The 20,177-nt window shown below is 69.6% G+C and carries 20 protein-coding genes and 1 pseudogene; 9 read left to right on the top strand and 12 right to left on the bottom strand.

The annotated features are described in order from the left end of the window. Window positions 1-114: 114 nt before the first annotated feature. A complete protein-coding gene (locus AB0H88_RS12435; protein WP_357643590.1) occupies window positions 115-1,023 on the bottom strand; it encodes a 2-hydroxyacid dehydrogenase in 909 nt (302 codons plus the stop codon). A 29-nt stretch (window positions 1,024-1,052) separates the two neighbouring features. On the opposite strand from AB0H88_RS12435, the gene AB0H88_RS12430 reads away from it, so the two are divergent. Then, window positions 1,053-2,126 (top strand): PQQ-dependent sugar dehydrogenase, encoded by a 1,074-nt coding sequence (locus AB0H88_RS12430; RefSeq protein WP_357643588.1) that lies wholly within the window; start codon window positions 1,053-1,055, stop codon window positions 2,124-2,126. A gap of 83 nt (window positions 2,127-2,209) precedes the next feature. On the opposite strand, the gene AB0H88_RS12425 is transcribed toward AB0H88_RS12430, so the two are convergent. From AB0H88_RS12425 to AB0H88_RS12415, 3 genes are all read right to left on the bottom strand, one after another. Continuing rightward, entirely contained in the window at window positions 2,210-4,168 is a 1,959-nt protein-coding gene (locus AB0H88_RS12425; RefSeq protein WP_357643586.1) for a VanW family protein, read from the bottom strand. 153 nt (window positions 4,169-4,321) lie between these two features. Then, complete coding sequence (locus AB0H88_RS12420) at window positions 4,322-4,984, bottom strand: response regulator (protein ID WP_357643584.1); 663 nt, start codon at window positions 4,982-4,984, stop codon at window positions 4,322-4,324. Next, window positions 4,981-6,555 (bottom strand): sensor histidine kinase, encoded by a 1,575-nt coding sequence (locus AB0H88_RS12415; RefSeq protein ID WP_357643582.1) that lies wholly within the window; start codon window positions 6,553-6,555, stop codon window positions 4,981-4,983. The genes AB0H88_RS12420 and AB0H88_RS12415 overlap by 4 nt, the downstream gene beginning before the upstream one ends. 177 nt (window positions 6,556-6,732) lie before the next feature. Here AB0H88_RS12415 and AB0H88_RS12410 point away from each other — a divergent pair, with 177 nt between their 5' ends. The 5 genes from AB0H88_RS12410 (at window position 6,733) to AB0H88_RS12390 (ending at window position 10,695) form a co-directional block, all read left to right on the top strand. Continuing rightward, window positions 6,733-7,707 (top strand): tripartite tricarboxylate transporter substrate binding protein, encoded by a 975-nt coding sequence (locus AB0H88_RS12410; RefSeq protein ID WP_357643581.1) that lies wholly within the window; start codon window positions 6,733-6,735, stop codon window positions 7,705-7,707. Beyond that, on the top strand, window positions 7,707-8,234 hold the full coding sequence (locus tag AB0H88_RS12405; protein ID WP_357643579.1) for a tripartite tricarboxylate transporter TctB family protein: 528 nt from the start codon (window positions 7,707-7,709) through the stop codon (window positions 8,232-8,234). Before AB0H88_RS12410 ends, AB0H88_RS12405 begins: the two co-directional genes overlap by 1 nt. After that, complete coding sequence (locus tag AB0H88_RS12400) at window positions 8,235-9,761, top strand: tripartite tricarboxylate transporter permease (protein WP_357643577.1); 1,527 nt, start codon at window positions 8,235-8,237, stop codon at window positions 9,759-9,761. Window positions 9,762-9,856: 95 nt separating this feature from the next. Beyond that, window positions 9,857-10,306: a VOC family protein gene (locus tag AB0H88_RS12395; RefSeq protein ID WP_357643575.1), complete on the top strand. Its 450-nt coding sequence runs from the start codon at window positions 9,857-9,859 to the stop codon at window positions 10,304-10,306. A 32-nt stretch (window positions 10,307-10,338) separates the two neighbouring features. Then, entirely contained in the window at window positions 10,339-10,695 is a 357-nt protein-coding gene (locus tag AB0H88_RS12390) for a DUF6247 family protein (RefSeq protein WP_357643573.1), read from the top strand. Between the two features lie 159 nt (window positions 10,696-10,854). On the opposite strand, the gene AB0H88_RS12385 is transcribed toward AB0H88_RS12390, so the two are convergent. Next, window positions 10,855-11,301, bottom strand: coding sequence for a hypothetical protein (locus AB0H88_RS12385; protein ID WP_357643571.1), 447 nt, complete (start codon window positions 11,299-11,301; stop codon window positions 10,855-10,857). Between the two features lie 212 nt (window positions 11,302-11,513). Here AB0H88_RS12385 and AB0H88_RS12380 point away from each other — a divergent pair, with 212 nt between their 5' ends. After that, window positions 11,514-11,858 carry a hypothetical protein gene (locus tag AB0H88_RS12380; protein WP_357644797.1) on the top strand — a complete coding sequence of 115 codons (345 nt, stop codon included), beginning with the start codon at window positions 11,514-11,516 and terminating at the stop codon, window positions 11,856-11,858. Window positions 11,859-12,095: 237 nt separating this feature from the next. Here AB0H88_RS12380 and AB0H88_RS12375 read toward each other — a convergent pair whose 3' ends face one another. From AB0H88_RS12375 to tnpA, 5 genes are all read right to left on the bottom strand, one after another. Then, entirely contained in the window at window positions 12,096-12,428 is a 333-nt protein-coding gene (locus tag AB0H88_RS12375) for a hypothetical protein (RefSeq protein ID WP_357643569.1), read from the bottom strand. Window positions 12,429-12,562: 134 nt separating this feature from the next. Continuing rightward, on the bottom strand, window positions 12,563-13,804 hold the full coding sequence (locus tag AB0H88_RS12370; RefSeq protein ID WP_357643567.1) for a helix-turn-helix transcriptional regulator: 1,242 nt from the start codon (window positions 13,802-13,804) through the stop codon (window positions 12,563-12,565). 229 nt (window positions 13,805-14,033) lie between these two features. Next, the gene (locus AB0H88_RS12365; RefSeq protein WP_357643565.1) at window positions 14,034-14,648 is read right to left on the bottom strand and encodes an LLM class flavin-dependent oxidoreductase; all 615 of its coding nucleotides are present in this window, start codon (window positions 14,646-14,648) and stop codon (window positions 14,034-14,036) included. Window positions 14,649-14,667: 19 nt separating this feature from the next. Next, window positions 14,668-15,957, bottom strand: coding sequence for a transposase (locus AB0H88_RS12360; RefSeq protein WP_357643563.1), 1,290 nt, complete (start codon window positions 15,955-15,957; stop codon window positions 14,668-14,670). A 6-nt stretch (window positions 15,958-15,963) separates the two neighbouring features. Further along, on the bottom strand, window positions 15,964-16,362 hold the full coding sequence (gene tnpA / locus AB0H88_RS12355; protein ID WP_357643561.1) for an IS200/IS605 family transposase: 399 nt from the start codon (window positions 16,360-16,362) through the stop codon (window positions 15,964-15,966). 159 nt (window positions 16,363-16,521) lie between these two features. Between tnpA and AB0H88_RS12350 the strand changes: the two are divergent. Beyond that, window positions 16,522-17,543 (top strand): annotated as a pseudogene (locus AB0H88_RS12350) (IS5 family transposase). Here AB0H88_RS12350 and AB0H88_RS12345 read toward each other — a convergent pair. Further along, window positions 17,540-17,890 carry an LLM class flavin-dependent oxidoreductase gene (locus tag AB0H88_RS12345; protein WP_357643559.1) on the bottom strand — a complete coding sequence of 117 codons (351 nt, stop codon included), beginning with the start codon at window positions 17,888-17,890 and terminating at the stop codon, window positions 17,540-17,542. The pseudogene AB0H88_RS12350 and the gene AB0H88_RS12345 overlap by 4 nt on opposite strands. Window positions 17,891-17,959: 69 nt before the next feature. On the opposite strand from AB0H88_RS12345, the gene AB0H88_RS12340 reads away from it, so the two are divergent. After that, complete coding sequence (locus tag AB0H88_RS12340) at window positions 17,960-18,604, top strand: helix-turn-helix domain-containing protein (protein ID WP_357643557.1); 645 nt, start codon at window positions 17,960-17,962, stop codon at window positions 18,602-18,604. Between the two features lie 25 nt (window positions 18,605-18,629). On the opposite strand, the gene gatB is transcribed toward AB0H88_RS12340, so the two are convergent. Then, window positions 18,630-20,135 (bottom strand): Asp-tRNA(Asn)/Glu-tRNA(Gln) amidotransferase subunit GatB, encoded by a 1,506-nt coding sequence (gene gatB, locus AB0H88_RS12335; protein WP_357643555.1) that lies wholly within the window; start codon window positions 20,133-20,135, stop codon window positions 18,630-18,632. Window positions 20,136-20,177: the final 42 nt, after the last annotated feature.

The raw sequence follows: 20,177 nt of genomic DNA, 5'->3' as shown, positions 1-20,177 counted from the left end.
ATAACCACACAGACCAATTGCCCCGAAGATTCACTTGACAGCGAGTCAGGAACCCTCAGTTAGAGGCAACCGTACGCACCGAAGGTCACGGGCCAGCCACGTTCCGGAATCCTCTCAATATGTGTCGGTGATGACGTTGTTCAGCTGCTCACCGGACAGGTAGCGGAGGAGCTGCGAGCGCATCAGGCGCAGCAGGCGCCGCCCGGACGCGGGGGTGCTGCCCGCGATGTGCGGGGTGATCAGCAGGCCCGGCGCGCTCCACAGGGGATGGCCCGCCGGCAGGGGTTCGGGGGCGGTCACGTCCAGGGCCGCGCGCAGCCGGCCGGTCTTCAGCTCGGCGACCAGGGCGTCGGTGTCGACGACGCCGCCGCGCGCCGCGTTGACCAGCACCGCGCCGTCCTTCATCCGGGCCAGGAACCCGGCGTCGACCATCCCGGCGGTCTCCGGCGTGGCGGGCACGAGCAGCACCACGACGTCGGCGGCCGGCAGCAGCGCGGGCAGCTCGTCGAGGGGGTGCACGCCGTCACGCGCGCTCCTGGCCACCCGGACGACCTCGACATCGAAGCCGCCGAGCCGCCGCTCCAGCGCCGCGCCGATGGAGCCGTAACCCACGATCAGCACGGTGGAGTCGGCCAGCACGTCCGTGTGGTGGTAGGTCCACTCCCCCTGGCGCTGCGCGTCGACGAACCCCGGGAACTCCCGCAGCACCGCGATCATCGCGCCGACCGCCCACTCGGCGGTCCCGGCGTCGTGCACGCCGCGCGCGTTGCACAGCACCGCGCCGTCCGGCATGTGGGGCCGGTACGGTTCCACGCCCGCGGTCACGGTCTGCACGAGGCGCAGCGAGGTCATCGCGGCCAGCAGGCCCGGCACGTCCGGAACGGTGACCAGCGGCGGGATCCACACCTCCACCTGGCCGATGCCCGCGGGAACTGGCCCCGTACCGTCATAAACGTCGCATTCCACTCCGGGCAGATCGGTCAAAACCCCGGCAACGGCACCAGAAGGGACCCAGATCTTCATGCCGAGAACCTTACGGCTAGGGAGGAAGTATGGAACGCATGAGAAAGCTTATGACCCTGATGCCGCTCGCCATGCTGCTCGCTGTGCTGACCGCCTGCTCCAGTGCCGGAGGGGCGGTGCCGGACGCGGCCGTCGCCGCCGCGCCGCCGCCTGGTGAGCCGAGGACGGTGGCGCGCGATCTGGCGGTGCCGTGGGGGATCGCCTTCGTCCCCGGCGGCGACGCGCTGGTGACCGAGCGCGACACGGCCAGGCTGCTGCGCGTGACGCGGGCGGGCCAGGTCACCGAGCTGACCCGCATCGCCGGGGTCACCCCCGACGGCGAGGGCGGGTTGATGGGCGTGGCGGTCAAGGGGAATCAGGTCTTCGTCTACTTCACCGCCGCTGACGACAACCGGATCGTCCGCTACCGGTTCACCGGCGACACCGTTTCCGACCCCAAGGTGGTCTTGCGAGGCATCCCCAAGGGCGCCATCCACAACGGCGGCCGGCTGGCGTTCGGGCCCGACGGCTTCCTGTACGCCACCACGGGCGAGACGGGCGACCGGCAGCTCGCCCAGCGGCGCGACTCCCTCGGCGGCAAGATCCTTCGTATGACGGTGGACGGCGCCCCCGCCCCCGGCAACCCGTTCGGCACGCTCGTCTACAGCCTCGGCCACCGCAACGTCCAGGGGCTGGCCTGGGACCCGGCGGGTCGGCTGTACGCCTCGGAGTTCGGCCAGAACGCCTTCGACGAGGTCAATCTCATCAAGCCCGGCGCCAACTACGGCTGGCCCGAGGTGGAGGGCAAGGGCGACGACCCGAGGTTCGTCAACCCGATCATCACCTGGCCCACGTCGGAGGCCTCACCATCCGGCGCGGCCTACGCGGCCGGCTCGCTCTGGGTGGCCGCGCTGCGCGGGGAGCGCCTGTGGCAGATCCCGCTCGGCCGGGACGGCTCGCCCGGCAGGCCGGTCGCGCACTTCACCGACACCTACGGCCGGCTCCGCGGCCTGGCCACGGCCCCCGACGGCACGCTGTGGCTGTCCACCAGCAACAAGGACGGCCGCGGCGACCCCAGGGACGGCGATGACCGCATCCTGTCCGTGAACCCGAGCCGCTCCTAGCCGCGACGGACCGCCTTCATCCCCCAGGGGCCCCAGCCACGACGGTCGTGGCACGAATCACCGGTGGGCCCGCGGCCACCGCGCTAGTTGCCAGTGGCGCACGTGGTCTGCGCCTGCGGCCGGTACTTCGTGGTCAGCTTCTTGTCCCGCTTGACTTCCTTGCCGTCCTTGAAGAACACGCGGGTCACGTCGATCGTGAAGCCCTGCTCGCCGACCGTGGCCATGCACCCGGGGGCGGAGCTGGTCTCGCGACGGAACGGGGTGAAGTCCCGCTTCTCCGACTCGACGGCGTCGATCTTGTCGTACCGCTTGGTGCTCCACAGCTGCACGGAGACCGAGGTCCCGGTCGACACCGTCTTGATCAGCACGCCGTAGTCGGAGTCGTTGCGCCACTTGAGGTCCAGGTCCGGGTACAGCAGGGCGGCGTCGCGGCCGGCCGGGTAGCGGGCGGCGTGGTAGTCCATCGGCGTGTGCGAGACGTCGTCGAACCCGCCGAAGAAGGCCGCGTTGTACATCGTGGTGGCGAACTGCGAGACGCCGCCGCCGACGATGGGCACCATCCGGCCGCCGACGATCTGCCCGGCCTGGACGTAGCCGCCCTCGACGGTGCGCTCGCCCACGGCGTCGTTGAGCGAGAACGTCTCCCCCGGCTTCACCAGGTAACCGTCGACCTGGGCGGCCATCCGCTGGATGTTCGTCACGCGGGGCAGGCAGCAGTCGAAGGTCGTGGTGAACTCGGCGATATTCGCCTTGATGCCGAGCCCCGTCACCTCTTCGGTGGTCACCTTCGGCGCGACCACGGCCAGGGTCACGGGGATGATGCGTGCGCCGTTGCCGCTGACCACCTTGGCCACGTCGCGGGCCAGCTGCTTGGCGTCGATCCCTCTGCCACGGTGGGCGGGGACCAGCACCGGCTTGCCGTTGACGATCTGGTAGGTGGCATCCTGCGGCGCCTGCGCCGCGTCGACGAGCTTGCCCTCCACCGAGGTGAGCGCCGCCGCGGCGTTGAACTGCGGGGTCAGACCGCCGTCGTCGTCGGAGACGAAGCTCAGGTTGGCGGCGATCACGGCCGGGAGCAGCTGGGCCTGCTTGGCGCCGAGCTTCAGCGTGAGCGGAGCGGCGACCGCCCGCTTGGCGGCGGCCTCGGCCTGCTTGAGCGCGGTCGGCGTGGTCTCGGGCTTGGCGGGCCTGAGCGTGAGAACGGCGGAGTCGCGGCCGCGCAGGAAGGCGTCACTGATCACGCGGACGGCGTCGGGCCTGTCGATCACCACGCCGTCGCGCGGCTCCGACGAGACCGGCTGCCCGTTCTTGAAGGCCACCCGGCCGTCACGCGGCTTCTTGTCGTAGGTCTCCGCCAGGCCCTCGACGGTCCTGGACAGCTGGGAGGAGTCGATGGTCATCTTCGGCTGGAGCTCGGTGGTGCCGGTCAGCCCCTTCCACACCTCGACCGGGCCGGGGAAGCCACTGGGCGCCTGCCCGATCGTGCTCACCACGTCGAGCTCAAGCCCGGCCTCGTCGGCCTGGATGGTCTCCTTGCGCCCGGCGATGTCGACGACGACGGGCTTGTTCAGCTTGGCCGCGAGCTCGGTGCGGAGCTTGTCCGCCGCCTGCGTCACGGTGAGCCCGCCGATGTCCACACCGGCCACGCGCGTGCCCCGCAGTACGGACCCGGACATGAGTACGGCCGGCACCAGGTACGCCAGCACGGCCAGGATCACCACGAGCAGCACTAATGCCGGCAGAAGGCGACGGCGGCGGGGCGGCTCGGGGTCGATGAAGGCGGGCAGCCGCTCGGAGGCGGAAACGCCGAACACGGGGGCGGGCGGTTCCTGCCGGCGCCCCTCGTTCACCGGCCAGGGCTGGGGCGGAGGCGCCACCGGCGGCAGAGCGCCACTGCCGTTCTGGCCGTTCTGCCCGTTGGACCCGTTCGCAACGCTGGGAGTCGCCGGCCGGGGCTCCGGTTGACCGGGCGGCCCGAAGATGTCACGGGACACCCCCGGGGGCAGCCCCTCGACCCGTGGCTTCTTGCTACCGCCTGACATGGGCAGAGGCACTGAAGCGAAAGGGTCGGTCGGCGATTCGATCGGTCCGGCGTTACGCACGCCTCAATCTCCTCCCGCTCCGCAGCCACATTCTCAGGCAACAGTAAGGCACGCCCATTGGGATATGTCACGAGAAATGACTACGGAAGTGTGTCAACCTAGCCACCGGTAGCGATGTTCGGGGCGTCCGGCCGTACCGTACCGGGGCCTGAGTTCGGCGTGCCCGGCGAGGCACAGGTATTCGAGGTAACGGCGGGCGCTGACGCGGGACAGCCCCGCGAGCGAGGCGGCCTCGGCCGCCGACAGGTCGCGGCCGCAGGTCCGGAGGGTGTCGGCGACCAGCGCGCACGTCGCCGACGACAGGCCCTTGGGCAGCGGCGCCGCGACGGGCTGCGTGCCGAAGAGCCGGTCGACGTCGTCCTGGCGGGCCTCCGCGCCGATGGCGGTGAGCTGCTTGCGGGTGTCGACGTACTGCTGGAGCCGCTCGGTCAGCGCGGCGGCGGTGAACGGCTTGATCAAATAGTTGACCGCGCCGCCGCGCATCGCCTCCCTGACCGTGGACACGTCGCGGGCGGCGCTGATCATGAGGACGTCTACGTCCTGCAGCGCCTTGAGCACCTCAAGTCCCGACATGTCGGGTAGGTAGATGTCGAGCAGGACGAGGTCGGGCCGGAGCTCGGCCGCCATGGCGAGCGCGGCGGCCCCGGTGTGCGCGGCGGCCACCACCCGGAAGCCGGGCACCCGCGCCACGTAGCCGCTGTGGATGCGCGCCACCATGAAGTCGTCGTCCACGACCAGCACCCGGATCTCGTTCATCGCACCCGCTCGCGAACCGGTGCCGGCAGCAGGGCGGTGAACACCGCGCCGTCCGCGTTGCCCACCTTCACCCAGCCGCCTCTGCGCAGGCACGCCTGCCGGGTCAGCGCCAGGCCGAGCCCGCGTGGCCCCGAATGGGCGGCCTTGGTGGTGAACCCCTCCCTGAACACCTCTTCGACCAGGTCCGGAGCGATCCCGGGACCGGAGTCGCCGACCCGGACGTGCAGCCCGTCGGCGTCGGTCAGCACCGACACCTCGATGGTGCCCGTGGCCCCGTCGAGCGCGTCGAGCGCGTTGGCCACCAGGTTGCCGACCACCAGGACCGCGTCCTGCGGGTCGCCGAGCGCGCCCTGCTCCACCGCGGAGTCCTCGGACAGGACCAGCAGGACGCCGCGCTCGGCCGCCTCCGCCGACTTGGCGAGCAGCAGCGCGGCCAGCGTGGGGCACTGGACGCGCTCGCGCAGGTCGGTGATGTACGTGCCGCCGGTGGTGCTGGTGATGAAACCGATCGCGGCCTCGTGCTCGCCCAGTTCGAGCAGGCCGACGACGGTGTGCATGCGGTTGGCGAACTCGTGCGCCTGGGCCCTGAGCGCCCCGGTGGCGCTGCTGGTGTCGTCCAGCTCGCGGGCCAACCGGACGAGCTCGGTGCGATCCCTGAGGGTGACCACCCAGCCCCGGTGCTGACCGCGTACGGAGATCGGCGTGCGGTTGAGTACCAGCACCCGCTCGCCGTGCAGCACGATCCGGTCCTCCCCCGGGTCGGCGCCGCCGAGCACGTCGCGCATCCGCTCGGAGACCGGCATCTGGGTGAGGTCCTCGCCCACCTCGCCGAGCAGCTCGCGGGCCGAGTCGTTGACGAGCGTCACCCGGCCCGCGAGGTCGAGCGCGAGCACGCCCTCCTTGACCCCGTGCAACACGCCCTCGCGCTGCTCCAGCAGCGCGGCGATCTCGCGCGGCTCCAGGCCGAACGTCTGCCGGCGCACCCGCGCGGTGATCAGCGCCGCCGCCGCGAGCCCGGACAGCAGCACGGCCAGCGCGGTCCATATCAGCGGCGGCAGCGCGCCCGCCAGCTGGCCGGTGACCGTGGTCTGGAGCACGCCGACGGAGACCAGGCCGATGACGTCGCCGTACTCGTCGAAGATCGGCGCCTTGCCCCTGACCGTGGTGCCTATCGTGCCGGTCTCGGTGCCGACCCAGCTCTTGCCGGTGTTCAGCACCGTGGTGCCGTCGGTGGACAGCCGCTTGCCGATCAGCGCGGCGTTGGGGTGGGCGTACCGCGTCTGCTCGCGGTTGGCGATGACCACGTAGTCGGCGCCGGTCGACTGCTGCACGCTCAGCGCGAGCGGCTGCAGCACATTTTGCGGATCCTTGACGTTGAACGCGGCCCGGACCTGAGGCAGGCCCGCCACGGACTGGGCGATCGCCAGCGCTCGCTGCTGGTGCAGCGAGTCCAGTTGCGCGCGCGTGTGCTCGGCCCACACGCCTCCGGTGCCTCCGACGGCCAGCAGCACGATGACCATCTGGAGCACGAACAGCTGGGTTCCGAGGGAGGCGTCACGTACCCGTCTCACCGCCCCATGGAAACATGCCGAGGTCACAGGGGGGTTGCGAGGGGGTGCGAGGGGGTGCGAGGGGGGTTGCGACCAATACGACCTATATGACGGCTATCGTGAAAAGGGTCGACTCCATCGGCGACGGACTTCACCATCCAGTATTCCGTAACGTGAAATCCCCCCTTTGGAGTGATCATGCGTCTCCGCATACTCGCCGCCGTCGCGGCGCTCTCCGTCGCCGCTGTGTCCGGCTGCGGCGCCGGCTCAGGTTCCGACGGTGGAGGCACGGGCGCGCTGCGCATCATGGCTCCCGCCTCACCGGGCGGCGGCTGGGACCAGACCTCCCGTACGGCGGAGCAGGCGCTCAAGTCCGTCGACCCGAAGCGCAAGGTCGAGGTGTTCAACGTGCCCGGCGCGGGCGGCACGATCGGCCTGGCCCAGCTGGCGGGCGAGAAGGGCAACGGCAACCTGCTGATGACCATGGGCCTGGTCATGGTGGGCGCGATCGAGCAGAACAAGTCCAAGGTCACACTGGCCCAGACGACGCCGATCGCCAAGCTGACCGAGGAGTACGAGATCATCGTGGTTCCGGCGGCCTCCCCGTTCAAGTCGGTGGCCGACCTGGTCGCCGCCTGGAAGGCCGACCCGAAGAAGGTGTCCATCTCGGGCGGCTCGGCCGGCGGCACCGACCACATCGCGGCCGGGCTGATGGCCAAGGCCGCGGGCGTGGACCCGAAGCAGGTCAACTACATCGCCCACTCGGGCGGCGGCGAGGCGCTGAACGAGCTGCTCGGCAACAAGGTGAGCGCGGGCATCTCGGGCGTCGGTGAGTTCGCCGAGCACGTGAAGTCCGGCAAGCTGCGCGCGCTGGCCGTGACCTCGGCCCAGCGGCTGCCCGACCTCGACGCGCCCACGCTCAAGGAGGCCGGGCTGAACGTGGAGCTGACCAACTGGCGCGGCTTCGTGGCGCCCGCCGGGCTCGACGAGGCGGCCAAGAAGTCGCTGACCGACCAGGTGACCAAGATGCACGACTCGCAGGCGTGGAAGGACGCGGTGGCCAAGAACGGCTGGATCGACTCCTTCCAGACCGGTCAGCAGTTCGCGGACTACCTCAACGCCGAGCAGACCAAGGTCAAGGCCATCATCGCCGAGCTGGGTGTCGTCTCCTGATGTCCGAGACCCATACCAGCTCTGATGGCGCCGGCCAGAAGCAGCGCCGGCGGTGGCGGCCCGAGCTGGGGTTGGCCGTCATCGTGCTGGCGCTCGGCGTGTTCGTCGTGCTCGGGACGCTCGACGTGTCCGCCGCCGCCTCGCAGCTCGGCATCGGGCCGCGGTTCTTCCCGATGCTGGTGGGCTGCTCCATGATCGTCATCGGCCTGTTCTACGTGGCCGACGTGCTCAGGGGCGGCAGCGGTGACCCCGAGGAGAGCGAGGACGTCGACGTGGACGCCCCCGCAGACTGGCGCAGCGTCGGGCTGGTGAGCGGGATCTTCCTGGCGTTCACTGCCGTGCTGAACGTGCTCGGCTGGATCATCGCCGCGAGCCTGCTGTTCTTCGGCCTCTCCGTGGTGCTCGGCGCGGAGCACAAGCTGCGCGCGGCGGGCGTCGGGGTGGTCCTGGGGATCGCCACGTACCTGCTGTTCGTCAAGGGCCTGGGCGTGTCGCTGCCGGGTGGGCTGCTGCGGGGGGTGATCTAGGTGGATTCGTTCCAGCTGCTGCTCGACGGGTTCGCCGGGGCGCTGACGCCGGTCAACCTCATGTACGCGCTCATCGGCGTCACCCTCGGCACCCTCGTCGGCGTACTGCCCGGCATCGGCCCCGCCATGACCGTGGCGCTGCTCCTGCCCATCACCTTCACCGTGCCGCCGACCAGCGCGTTCATCATGTTCGCCGGCATCTACTACGGCGGCATGTACGGCGGCTCGACCACCTCCATCCTGCTCAACACCCCCGGTGAGTCGTCCTCGATGATCACCGCGCTGGAGGGCAACAAGATGGCCCGGCGCGGGCGGGCGGCGCAGGCGCTGGCCACGGCGGCCATCGGCTCGTTCGTGGCGGGCACGATCGCGACCGCGCTGCTGGTCGTGGCGGCCCCCGCGGTGGTGAGCTTCGCCATCTCCTTCGGGCCCGAGGACTACTTCGCGCTGGCGATCCTGGCCTTCACCGCGGTGTCGTCGGTGCTGTCGCGCTCGGTCGTGCGCGGGCTGGCCTCCCTCGGGTTCGGCCTGGTGATCGGACTGATCGGCATCGACCAGCAGACCGGCCAGGCACGGCTCACGCTCGGCCTGGACCAGCTGCTCGACGGCGTGGACGTGGTGGTCGTCGCCGTCGGGCTGTTCGCGCTGGGCGAGGCCCTGTACGTCGCCTCGCGGCTGCGCCACTCGATGCCCGAAGTCGTACCGGTCGGCCGGGCCTGGATGGGGCGTGCCGACTGGCGCCGCTCATGGCTGCCCTGGCTGCGCGGCACCGCGTTCGGCTTCCCGTTCGGCGCGCTGCCCGGCGGCGGCGCCGAGATCCCGACCTTCCTGTCGTACGCGGCCGAGAAGCGCCTGGCGCGCGGCGTGGCCAAGGAGGAGTTCGGCAAGGGCGCCATCGAGGGCGTCGCCGGGCCCGAGGCGGCCAACAACGCCTCGGCCGCCGGGACCCTGGTACCGCTGCTGACGCTGGGCCTGCCCACGTCCGCGACGGCCGCGATCCTGCTGGCCGCCTTCCAGCAGTACGGCCTGCAGCCCGGGCCGCAGCTGTTCGACCACAACCCGGCCCTGGTGTGGGGCATGATCGCGTCGCTGTTCATCGGCAACACGATGCTCCTGGTGCTGAACCTGCCCCTGGCGCCGCTGTGGGCTCGTGTGCTGCGCATCCCCCGGCCGTACCTGTACGCGGGGATCGTGCTGTTCGCCGCGCTCGGCGTGTACGCGCTGAACGGCTCGGTGGTGGACCTGGTCGCGCTCTTCCTGCTGGGCCTGCTGGGGTATGCGATGCGGCGCTTCGGACTGCCGGTCGCCCCGGCGGTCATCGGCCTGATCCTGGGCCCGATGGCGGAGATCCAGCTGCGCCGGGCGCTGGCCATCGGAGCGGGTGACGTGACCACGCTGGTGCGCAGCCCCATCGCGGTGATCCTGCTGCTGCTCGCCCTGGCCGCGCTGACCGCGCCGCTGTTCAGGAAGCTGATGGAACGGCGCCACGTCGAACCGGCCACGCCCGCGTCCCGGGAGGAGGACTAGGCGGCGGTCCTGTGGGTTTTCCTCCGGGGCTCCACCGGCCTGTCCGAACCGGTGGAGCCCCGTTTATGTCGTGCCAGCCGGGCATCATGGCAGGCATGGCCGTGAAGATACAGGTGTCGTTCGACTGCACCGACCCCGACAAGCTGGCCCGGTTCTGGGCCGAGGCGCTGCACTACCGGCTGGAAGAGCCCCCGCAGGGCTTCGCCACCTGGCAGGACTACTGGCGCGCCCGGGGGCTGCCCGAGGAGGAGCTGACCGGCGACGGCGGCCACGACTCGGTCGTCGATCCGGCCGGGGTGGGCCCGCGGCTGTGGTTCCAGAAGGTGCCCGAGGGCAAGGTGCTCAAGAACCGCCTCCACCTCGACCTGTCCGTCACCTCCGGGGACCGGCCGGTGGAGGTCCGCCGGGCCCAGCTCGACGCCGAGGCCGAGCGGCTGGTCGGGCTGGGAGCGACGCTGTCGAAGGTGCTCCTGGTGGAGGGCCTGCCCGACTACTACGCGATCACCCTGCTGGACCCGGAGGGCAACGAGTTCTGCATCAGTTAGGACCGCAACGCTGAAGGAGGGGCGGAGCAACGATGGCTGAAGCGCACGACCTTCACCGGACGCCGGAGGAGATCCGCGCGTCCCTCAAGAGCGACCGCAGCCCAAAGAACATCCGGGCCGCGCTTCCTCCGAAGGATCGCGCCATGTTCGATCGCGAGTACTGGCGTGCTCTCGACAAGGCCAAGCTCAACTATGACCTTGCCCCCATCCAGTCCTTCCAAGACAGCTGGTGGTGGACCGCGTACCAGAAGGCCGCCCCGTACGAGTGCGCAGAGACAATCCAGGCAGCCGAACGCGCCCTGAAGTACCTGGAGCGGGGAGAGTCACCACCCGGCGCCGTCAGAGTGGACGACACCTACAAGGCCCGCATGCGGCAGCGCGGCGACTAAGGGATGTACGTCGTCATGGAAGAACGCCGACTCGTGTACGTAGTCCGCATCGCGTGGGCCGCGTAAGCCCTGATAGCCGACGTGATCGGCAGGGCACACGAAGGCCCCACTACCTCTATTCATCAGTGGGACGCTGTTGGCGAATTGATCAAAGACTGGCTATGAGGGAATCTGCTCACCCTCTGGGCCGGCATCGGACCTCACCTCGGCTGCGACGCCACGGCTTCGCAGCCGGGTGTGCAGAAACTCCATCTCCGCCAGCGTCCCGACCAAGCCGGTGTCAGTGAGTTTGTCGGCGAGTTCACGAGCTTGGGGAATCGGCACCTCCCAGACCTCCCGCAGAACCTTTAAGACCGAGACCAGGTTCGGCACCGGACCGACCACACACAGCCGGCTGGGGCCATGCTCCGCCAGCAGGGCACTGCGGATATCCTCCGGCGTCTCGCCTGAACCAAATTGCTCGCACCAGCCAGTACCGCAGGACTCGCAGGCGACCTCGGCATCCCAACACAACTGCCCGTTGTCGATGAACTGGTTCACCTGACGGACCAGGGTGCCCTCGCAGCTACCACAACGCGATTCGATCTTTGCTGTCTGCCCCGTCATCCCGACACCAACACTCCCCTCGCCGCTACGAGTAGACGGGCCCGGTAACCACATACTCGTTCACGTCACACCGTACAGATCGCTAACTGAGGCCAGAGATTCTTTGTTGATCTTCTCGAAGGTTGGTCGTTGGTGTCGCTACGCCGAGTGGAGTCCGAGCTGATCCCCAGCGCCACCGCAGAGGTCGCACGGGCCGCGTTCCCAAGGGGAGCATGGCGATCAGAATCCGTGACGAACTGGGAGTGCTGTTCGAAGATGAGGACTTCGCACTTCGCAGCGCTGGCTGCGTAGGCAGGAATCCCCGGATTCGCCAACAGTGTCTCTTCATCAGTGGGGCGGCGGGCCTTCGGCACCGAGCCCGAACGGCTGGTGGGCTGGGGGCGACGTTGTCGAATGTGCTGCTGGTGGGCGGCCTGCCCGACTACTACGCGGTCACCCTGCACGATCCGGAGGGCAACGAGTTCTGCATCAGCTCGGACCACAAGGCACCTGCCATCGCCAATGCCCATAACGATCAGATCGCGGAAGAGCTGGCCTGGATCAGTAGTGGCGGCTGAGCCCTGGTCGTGGCGGCCCCGTCCAGCGCAATGCGGGACGGGGCGGGCCCGGCAGTAGACGTGGGCCTGCCGGACGTTGGGGCCGGGGCCACGCAAGCGGTTGATTGCGAGCCCCGGCCGGTGGAAGGTGGCCCCGCGCCGTCCCGCCGGCCGCAGACATCGGGACCGCAGGTTAACGAGTTGCGGGGCCACCAACCCGGCCCGCCTCGACGGGGGCGACGCGGCGGGCCGGGAAGTTCATGTGCCGAACATGTTGTGGGCTCGGCAGTTGTGAACGAGAGCCGACTGCCAAGCCAGCGTCGCCGCGAGCGCAATCGCATCCGGCTGCCGGACGCACTGCACAACGCCGGCCGCCACCATTTCGACGGTGACGGCCTTGCGCAGTTCGGCCGTCCACCACACCTGACCGGACGCAGAGCGCCCGAAGTCGATGTCCCACCCCGGATAGGTGTTCCTCAGCACCGAGAGCTGGCGGCCTCGCAAGTCCTGCAGCAGCGCCGCCTGTGCCATGACCTCTCGGGCGCTCTTGCTGGTGACGCGAAGGAGGGCAAGTAGCTCGTCGTCGGTCATTGGTCCTCCGACCAACTCACCCTTATCGACTATCAGGCTGCGGACTTCTGTCATGCACGCACCGTATGCGCGCCAAGACCGGGCACCGGTGCCGTCTGCACCCGTCGCCGCAGGGGTGCACTCCGCACCTTGATCTACAGGGGCAGTCCGAGCTCCTGGGCAAAGCCGCGGGCCCGACGCTCGATCAGCGGGCCACCCTGATCGACCGCGTCGGAGGCCATCAGCCGGCCGGTCGGGCTGAAGTGCACCGAGTCGTGCGAGATGGCGTACGCCTGTTGCAGCCAGTCGAGCATGGATGACCAGTCGCGCCGCTGGTGATAGGTGCGGGCAATCTCGACGTGGAGCCGGGCCCGCCGCTCCCGAGAGGGGATGCTGTCGGGGTTGATCTGCTCGGCGCGGTCCTTCGCGCTGGCCGACTTGGTCAGGTCGGCGCCGATCGACACGGCATGCAGGGCAACATTCGAGTCGCCGAATTGGGTCCACGAATGGTGGTAGCCGACGGACAGACGGCGGGCGACAGCGGCGGCCTCGTCCCAGAACCGCCAGGCGTCGCCCTCTCTGCCCGCGCGGGCCGCCGTGGTGGCGGCATGCAACTGCATCGCACCGTACAGGGCGCGAAGTTCGTCGTCGCCGTCGTCGAGCCGGTCGCGAAGCAGACCGGCCGCGTCGAGGGCAAGTGTGAGGGCAGCGTCGGTGTCGCCTCCCGAGCGTTGCACGATGGCGTACGTCCAGGCGGCTCCGGCCAGCGCGGCGGGCTGGTCGGCCTCCTGAGCAGCGGCCATGGCCCGGTCGGCGACAACCCAGATCAACTCTGGCTCGCTCGCCCACACGATGACGTGCTGTACGAGTGCCCACAGGTCAGCGAGCACGGCGTGGGCGTCGCGCCGTTCCTGGCCTTCCGTCTGGCGGGCGGAGGCGCGCACATCGCGGATGAGGGATGGCAGGACCCGGCCCACGTCGGTGCGGTGGGTGCGGGAGGTGTGCCACACCTGCCAGGCGTCCGCTGTACGGGTTCGCAGGATCGCGACCGGAAGCGGCTGCTGATCGACCGTGAGCAGGGGCGCCCGGATGGCCTCACGGATAGCGGGCACCGCCTCGTGCGGTATTCGGGCGAACGCACTGATGGGGATGGTGGTGTTCCCCCCGAGATCCATGTCGCTTCCAGCAAGGACGGCGACGTCGCCCACGGCGAGCACTTCGGCAAGGCGGATAAGCACAGGCAGGCGGGGCGGCAGGCGTCGGCCGGACTCAATGCCCTTGAGCCACTCCGCGGAGTAGCCGACAAGCCCGGCCAGTACTGACCGGCTCATCCCTTTGCGTTCCCGGATCGTCTGGATCCGCTCGCCTGTGCGCTTCCCTTCGAGGTCGTCGAGCATCAGGGCTACTCTCGATTCGTTCCGTATCCACTGCCAGGCTACGCCCGAGCGCTGTGGCCAGGGCGGGGAACGTGGCTTCGGTCATAGGGTCGGCGAACGGGTACCGGCAGTAGAAACAACGCGCCCCGTCCCGACGGGCGAGCACACCACGATAGATCGAGCGGCACGGCGACGAAGAGGCCTTGAAGGCCCTGGCCCCCGCCGTCCTTACCCCAGCCGGGCGGTCCTCCTAGGTGCCCGTGGCGAGGGCGGCGACCGCCTGGATGGTGCGGTGCTGCTCCTCGGGTGTGCCGAACGGAGCGGCCAGGTACTCCGTGACGCCCGCGTCCGCCAGCCTGCCGATCCCCTCGGCGACGGCCGCCTCGTCGCCCACGATGACCACGTCCTGCGGTCCGGCCACGCCCTCGCGGTCGAGCATGGCGCGATACTCCGGCATCTGACCCGCCAGCCCGAACTGTTCGGCGACGCGCCCGCGCACCCCTGCCTCGTCGTCCGTCACGCACACCACCAGTCCGGCGATCACCCGGGGCGCGGGGCGTCCGGCGGACTCGGCCGCCTTGGTGACGGACGGCACGATGTGCCCGGCCAGCGTGCGCGGGCCGGTCATCCACGTCACCACGCCATCGGCGAGCTCTCCTGCCAGGGACAGCATGGCCGGGCCCATCGCCGCCAGCAGCACCTGAGGCGGCTCCGCGCCGGGCACGGCGGCCGTGCCCGAGGCGGTGAGCAGTTCGCCATGGTGCGCCACGGTTTCGCCCCGCAGGAGAGGTCTCAGCACTGACAAGTATTCGCGCATCCGCCGTACGGGCTTGTCGGCGGGCAGGCCGTACATCGACTCGACCATCTTGAAGCGCTCCCCACGACTACGGTCGGGGAATTCCAGCCAGCTCGGGCTCCGTCTGCGCGGTGGCCTGAGCTGCTGTTGCTTGGCGGTTCGCCTTCCGGCCCACGCGGTTGCGTGGTTTGCGCGCCCCAACCCGCACACCCGGTCGGGGTTGTGCGTGCTCCGCCCTCCCGGCGGTGAGGATGTTCTTGGCGGCGTTCACGTCGGCGTGCTCGGTGTGTCCGCACGAGGTACACCGGAAGACCGCTTGACTCTCGCGGGACTTGCGATCCACCACCGTGCACACATTGCACGTCTGACTCGTATACGCCGGATTGACAGTGATCACGCAGGTGCCCGTGTACCGGGCCTTGCTCCGGGTGGCAAGCTCGATCCGATGCCAGCCCTTGTCCAGGATGGCTCGGTTCAGGCCGGACTTACTCGCGGCCCCGTTGGGCAGGAACGCGCCCAGCTGCTCGGGGTCCGGCTTGGGTGCTACCCCGGCGGTCATGTTCCTGGTCGCCAGCGCCTCGAACACCACCAGCTCAAAGCTCGCGGCCAGGATGCAGCCGGTCTTGGCGGCGAAGTCCTCCCGGCGTCGGCGGATCTTCCGCGCCAGTGCGGCGACCCGCGCGGCGGCTCTCCTGCGCCGGACCGATCCCTTGGTGGTCCGGGCGACGTCCCGCTGGAGCTTCTTGGCGTGCCCGACCTCCCGCTCCCGGGCGAACACCTGATGGTGAAACAAGCCGTCCGAGCGGGTCACGACCTTGACCACGCCCCGGTCGATACCGACCGCACTGCCGGGATGGGCGTGCCGCCCGGGTGTGATCACGCCGTCTTCGACAAGGAAACTGACATGCCAGTGCTTGCCATCCCGGCTGATGGTGGCGTTCTTGACCCTGCCGCCGAGCGGGCGGGTGATACGGAAGCGGACCCAGCCGAACTTGGGGAGTTTCGCCCGCGCCCAGCGCCGGTTCAACCGCTCGATGGCGATCTTGGCGCCCTCGGGAAACCGGAACGACGGCCGATTCCCGGTCTTGGACTTCCAGCGTACCTTCCACGTGCCGTGCCGGGCACACGCCTGATCCAGATCGATCAACGTCTGCTGAAGGCAGTGGCCGGGCACCTCGCCCAGCCACGCGAACTCCTGCTTGGCCTCGGCGAGCTGGCGGGCCTGGTCGTGGTAGCCGATGAACGCGCCGCGTCGCCGGTAGGTGCGGCGTTGCTCTAGCGCGGTGTTCCACACGCTGCGGCAGGCCCCGCCGACCCGCTCGGCGAACTCCGCCTGGCCGGCAGTCAGATCCAGGCGGTACTTACGCCCGGTCAGCATCCGCGATCACCGGTTCTTCTGGTTCTCGACGTACCGCTTGACGACCTCCGGAGGCGCCGCGCCGATGGTGGCCACGAAGTAGGAGTTGGTCCACAGCGTCGGCAGCTTCGACGTCAAGCTCGGGAACTCCTGGCGCAGGACCCGCGAGGAGCGGCCCTTGATGGCCTTTACCAGCTTGTGGATCCCGAGCTGGGGATCCACCTCGACCAGCAGCCGCACGTGGTCGGGCATGACCTCCGTCTCCACCAGCCACGCCCCTTTCTCCTCGACCACCTCGCCGATGAGCTGCTTGAGTCGTTCCTCGATCCCTCCGCCCAGCACCCGCCTGCGGTACTTGGGACACCACACCACGTGGAAGGCGCATTGGAAGGCGATGTTGCTGTTCGTGCGCAAGGTCACGGTCACATGAATCAATATACAGCAGCGACCTATCTACCGCTCAAAGATTCGACAGAAGGGCTCACCCCCATGGCTAAACCCAGGGTCCGCGCCCTAGGGCCTGTACGGAGTTGAGATCAGAGGGATTCGCTGCGCTACGGCCGGCGATCCTGGTACGCCTTCGCCATGGCGCGTGGAGACCTCACCGACGAGGAATGGTCCTTGATCGAGCCTCACCTGCCGCTGGGTGAGCGAGGCCCGATCCCGGACCTGCGACAGCAGTTCAACGCGATGATGTGGCGCTTTCGGACCGGCAGTCCGTGGCGGGATCTGCCCGTCGAGTACGGGCCCTGGTCCACCGTCTACGACCGGTTCCGGTCGTGGGCGAGGAGCGGCGTCTTCGAGCAGTTGATGCAGGCGATGATCGCCGAGGCCGCTGCCCGTGGGCAGGCCGATCTCGACCTGGTCAGCGTGGATTCCACGACGGCCCGTGCCCACCACCACGCCGCTGGGATGGTCCTGGACGGCGAGTTGGCCGAGGCGCTGGAAGAGGCCGCCGAACAGGAAAAGAGGCTACGCCAAAGGGGCAAAACCCCCACAACGGCGACCCCGGCCAAGACGGAGATGGAGACGGGGATGAGGACGAGGACGAGGACGGGGACGGGGACGGATGACGGCGGTTACGACGACAGCGCAGGTTCCGGCTGACGGCGGCCAAGCTGGGCCGCTCGCGGGGTGGGCTGACCAGCAAGGTGCATCTGTCCGCCGACCGGCGATGCCGTCCGCTGTCCTTCGTCCTGACCCCCGGCCAGGCCGGAGACAGCCCGCAGTTTCGCGCCGTGCTGGAGCGCATCAAGATCCGCCTGCCCATCGGCCGCCCCCGCACCCGCCCGGGCGCGGTGGCCGCCGACAAGGCCTACTCCTCCCGCGCCAACCGCGCCTACCTGCGCCGGCACCGGATCAAGGCGGTCATCCCGGAGAAGAGCGACCAGGCGGCCAACCGCAAGAAGCGCGGCTCCCGCGGCGGCCGCCCCGTCGGTCATGATCCCGATCTCTACAAGCAGCGCAACACGGCCGAACGGGCGATCAACCGGATGAAAGAGTGGCGCGGGCTGGCCTTCCGCTTCGACAAAACCCCCACCAGCTATCTGGCCGGTCTTCATCTCCGCGGAGCCATGCTGTGGGTCCGAAGCATCCAACCCATCTAAAGATCAGAACTCCGTACAGGCCCTAAATCACCGATCGCGATCCCCGCGCCGATCCCGAGCGTGAGGCGGTTGCCCGTGGCGGCCTGAACGCTGAGCGCCTGACCGGCCAGCACAAGCGGATGGCGTTGCGGCACGGGGACGACGGCCGTACCGAGCGGGATGCCGGGACTCGCCCGCCCACGGCGGTCAGCGCGGTGAGCGCGTCCCAGCCGAGGGCCTGGCTTGCCCAGGCGGTGCTGTAGCCGAGCTCGGCGGCGGTCCTGACCTGCTCGGTCAGCTCCTCCAGCGTCGCGGGGCCGCGTACGTCGCCGACGGCGATTCCGATCTTCACGTGTTCCACTCCCCATTAACGGAGAACTTCTCCGGTTCGATACGATAGGGAGAACCTCTCCACTTAGCAACCAGGGAGCCGTCTGATGATGCGGGCCGACGCGCTGCGCAACCGCGAGCGGATCGTACGAGTGGCCAGGGCCGTCTTCACCGAGCACGGTCCCGACGCCTCGCTCAACCAGGTGGCGCAACAGGCCGAGGTAGGGCCGGGCACCCTCTACCGGCACTTCCCGACGCTGCAGGACCTGCTGGTGGCAGTGATCAGAGACGACGTGGCGGCACTCTGCGCACGGGGCCAGGCGCTGCTCTCCGAGGCGTCAGCGCTTCCCGAGACATCGACATCATCCGGGGCGTCGGCGATTTCCGCGGCACCGGCGATTTCCGCGGCATCGGCGGACCGGGCGTTGCGGGCGTGGCTGCGGGCGGTGGCCGTACACGCGACGGCCATGCGCGGACTGGTGGCGGCGCAGCTGGCCTCCTGGCCCGCGGACGGTGCGCTGGCGGCCTGCCACGAGGAGATCACCGCCACCGGCGCCGCACTGCTCGACCACGCCCGCCGCGCCGGCTCCGCACCCGAGGGGGTGGACATCACGGACCTCCTCCGGCTGGCCAACGCGATCGGCTGGGCCAGTGAGCAGTCCCCCGACGACGAAGGCCTCATCGACCGCCTGCTCGCCCTGGTGACGACCACCTCAGAGGCAACACAGAGGCCCCGCCACCTCACTCGGTGACGGGGCCTGAGTCGAGCGGATCGCCCTACTCGGAGACGCCCAGCTTCTCCAGGATCAGCTCGCGGGCCCGAGCGGCGTCGGCCTTGCCGCGGCTGGCCTTCATCACGCCGCCCACCAGCGCACCGGCCGCGGCGATCTTCCCGGAGCGGACCTTCTCGGCCGCGTCGGCGTTGCCGGCGATGACCTGGTCGACGATCGCCGACAGCTCGCCCTCGTCGTTGACGATCTTCAGCCCGCGCCGCTCGACCACCTCGTCGGGCGTGCCCTCCCCGGCCAGCACGCCTTCGAGCACCTCGCGGGCCAGCTTGTCGTTGAGCGCGCCCGAGGCCACCAACTCGGTGACGCGGGCGATCTGCGCGGGCGTGATGGGCAGGTCCGCCAGGGCCACAGCGGACTCGTTGGCGCGCCGCGCCAGCTCGCCCATCCACCACTTGCGCGCGTCGGCGGCCGGCGCGCCCGCCGCGACCGTGGCCTCGACCAGGTCGAACGCGTCGGCGTTGTGCATGGCCTGCATATCGAGGTCGGACACCCCCCACTCCGCCTGCAGCCGCTTGCGCCGGACCGACGGCAGCTCGGGCAGCGCGTCCTTGAGCGTGGCCACCCACGCCGGGTCGGGCGCGATCGGCACCAGGTCGGGCTCGGGGAAGTAGCGGTAGTCCTGCGCCTCCTCCTTGGACCTGCCGGGTGTGGTGACGCCGGTGTCCTCGTGGAAGTGCCGGGTCTCCTGAATGATCCGGCCGCCCTCGGCGAGGATCGCCGCCTGCCGCTCGATCTCGCTGCGCACGGAACGTTCGACGCTGCGCAGCGAGTTGACGTTCTTGGTCTCGGTACGGGTACCCCACTCGGACGAGCCGCGGGGCATGAGCGAGACGTTGACGTCGCAGCGCATCGAGCCCTCTTCCATGCGCACGTCGGAGACGCCCAGCGTGCGCATGATCTCGCGCAGCTCGGTCGCGTACGCCTTGGCCACTTCTGGCGCCAGGCTCTCGGTGCCCTCGATCGGCTTGGTGACGATCTCCACCAGCGGGATGCCGGCGCGGTTGTAGTCGACGATCGAGTAGTCGGCGCCCTGGATGCGACCGGTCGCCCCACCCACGTGGGTGGACTTGCCGGTGTCCTCCTCCAGGTGCACCCGCTCGATCTCGACGCGCACGGTCCGGCCGTCGACCTCGACGTCGAGGTAACCCTCGAAGCAGAGCGGCTCGTCGTACTGGGAGATCTGGTAGTTCTTCGGCATGTCCGGATAGAAGTAGTTCTTCCGGGCGAACCTGCACCACTCGGCGATCGAGCAGTTCAGCGCCAGGCCGATGCGGATCGTCGACTCGATCGCGACGGCGTTGGCCGTCGGCAGCGAGCCGGGAAACGCCAGACAGGTCGGGCAGACCTGGGTGTTGGGCGGGGCGCCGAAGGTCGTCTTGCACCCGCAGAACATCTTCGACGCGGTGCCGAGCTCGACGTGCGTCTCCAGCCCGAGCACCGGCTCGAACCGCGCGAGGGCTTCGTCGTACGGCATGTGCGTATCGACAGTCATGATGAAGTCCTTAGTTCAGATCGTCGCATTTCACGCCCCTTC

The organism is Nonomuraea sp. NPDC050680, from assembly GCF_040654555.1.
Taxonomy (GTDB): Bacteria; Actinomycetota; Actinomycetes; order Streptosporangiales; family Streptosporangiaceae; genus Nonomuraea.
Note: the sequence above shows the minus strand (reverse complement) of the source record. Positions and strands in the feature narration are given on the sequence as shown.

Bases quoted from the DNA above. Each gene is read 5' to 3' on its own strand.
- AB0H88_RS12435 (WP_357643590.1), bottom strand. From the start codon at position 1,023: ATGAAGATCTGGGTCCCTTCTGGTGCCGTTGCCGGGGTTTTGACCGAT.
- AB0H88_RS12430 (WP_357643588.1), top strand. From the start codon at position 1,053: ATGGAACGCATGAGAAAGCTTATGACCCTGATGCCGCTCGCCATGCTG.
- AB0H88_RS12425 (WP_357643586.1), bottom strand. From the start codon at position 4,168: ATGTCAGGCGGTAGCAAGAAGCCACGGGTCGAGGGGCTGCCCCCGGGG.
- AB0H88_RS12420 (WP_357643584.1), bottom strand. From the start codon at position 4,984: ATGAACGAGATCCGGGTGCTGGTCGTGGACGACGACTTCATGGTGGCG.
- AB0H88_RS12410 (WP_357643581.1), top strand. From the start codon at position 6,733: ATGCGTCTCCGCATACTCGCCGCCGTCGCGGCGCTCTCCGTCGCCGCT.
- AB0H88_RS12405 (WP_357643579.1), top strand. From the start codon at position 7,707: ATGTCCGAGACCCATACCAGCTCTGATGGCGCCGGCCAGAAGCAGCGC.
- AB0H88_RS12395 (WP_357643575.1), top strand. From the start codon at position 9,857: ATGGCCGTGAAGATACAGGTGTCGTTCGACTGCACCGACCCCGACAAG.
- AB0H88_RS12390 (WP_357643573.1), top strand. From the start codon at position 10,339: ATGGCTGAAGCGCACGACCTTCACCGGACGCCGGAGGAGATCCGCGCG.
- AB0H88_RS12385 (WP_357643571.1), bottom strand. From the start codon at position 11,301: ATGACGGGGCAGACAGCAAAGATCGAATCGCGTTGTGGTAGCTGCGAG.
- AB0H88_RS12380 (WP_357644797.1), top strand. From the start codon at position 11,514: ATGGCGATCAGAATCCGTGACGAACTGGGAGTGCTGTTCGAAGATGAG.
- AB0H88_RS12375 (WP_357643569.1), bottom strand. From the start codon at position 12,428: ATGACCGACGACGAGCTACTTGCCCTCCTTCGCGTCACCAGCAAGAGC.
- AB0H88_RS12370 (WP_357643567.1), bottom strand. From the start codon at position 13,804: ATGCTCGACGACCTCGAAGGGAAGCGCACAGGCGAGCGGATCCAGACG.
- AB0H88_RS12365 (WP_357643565.1), bottom strand. From the start codon at position 14,648: ATGGTCGAGTCGATGTACGGCCTGCCCGCCGACAAGCCCGTACGGCGG.
- AB0H88_RS12360 (WP_357643563.1), bottom strand. From the start codon at position 15,957: ATGCTGACCGGGCGTAAGTACCGCCTGGATCTGACTGCCGGCCAGGCG.
- AB0H88_RS12345 (WP_357643559.1), bottom strand. From the start codon at position 17,890: ATGGGGAGTGGAACACGTGAAGATCGGAATCGCCGTCGGCGACGTACG.
- AB0H88_RS12340 (WP_357643557.1), top strand. From the start codon at position 17,960: ATGATGCGGGCCGACGCGCTGCGCAACCGCGAGCGGATCGTACGAGTG.
- gatB (WP_357643555.1), bottom strand. From the start codon at position 20,135: ATGACTGTCGATACGCACATGCCGTACGACGAAGCCCTCGCGCGGTTC.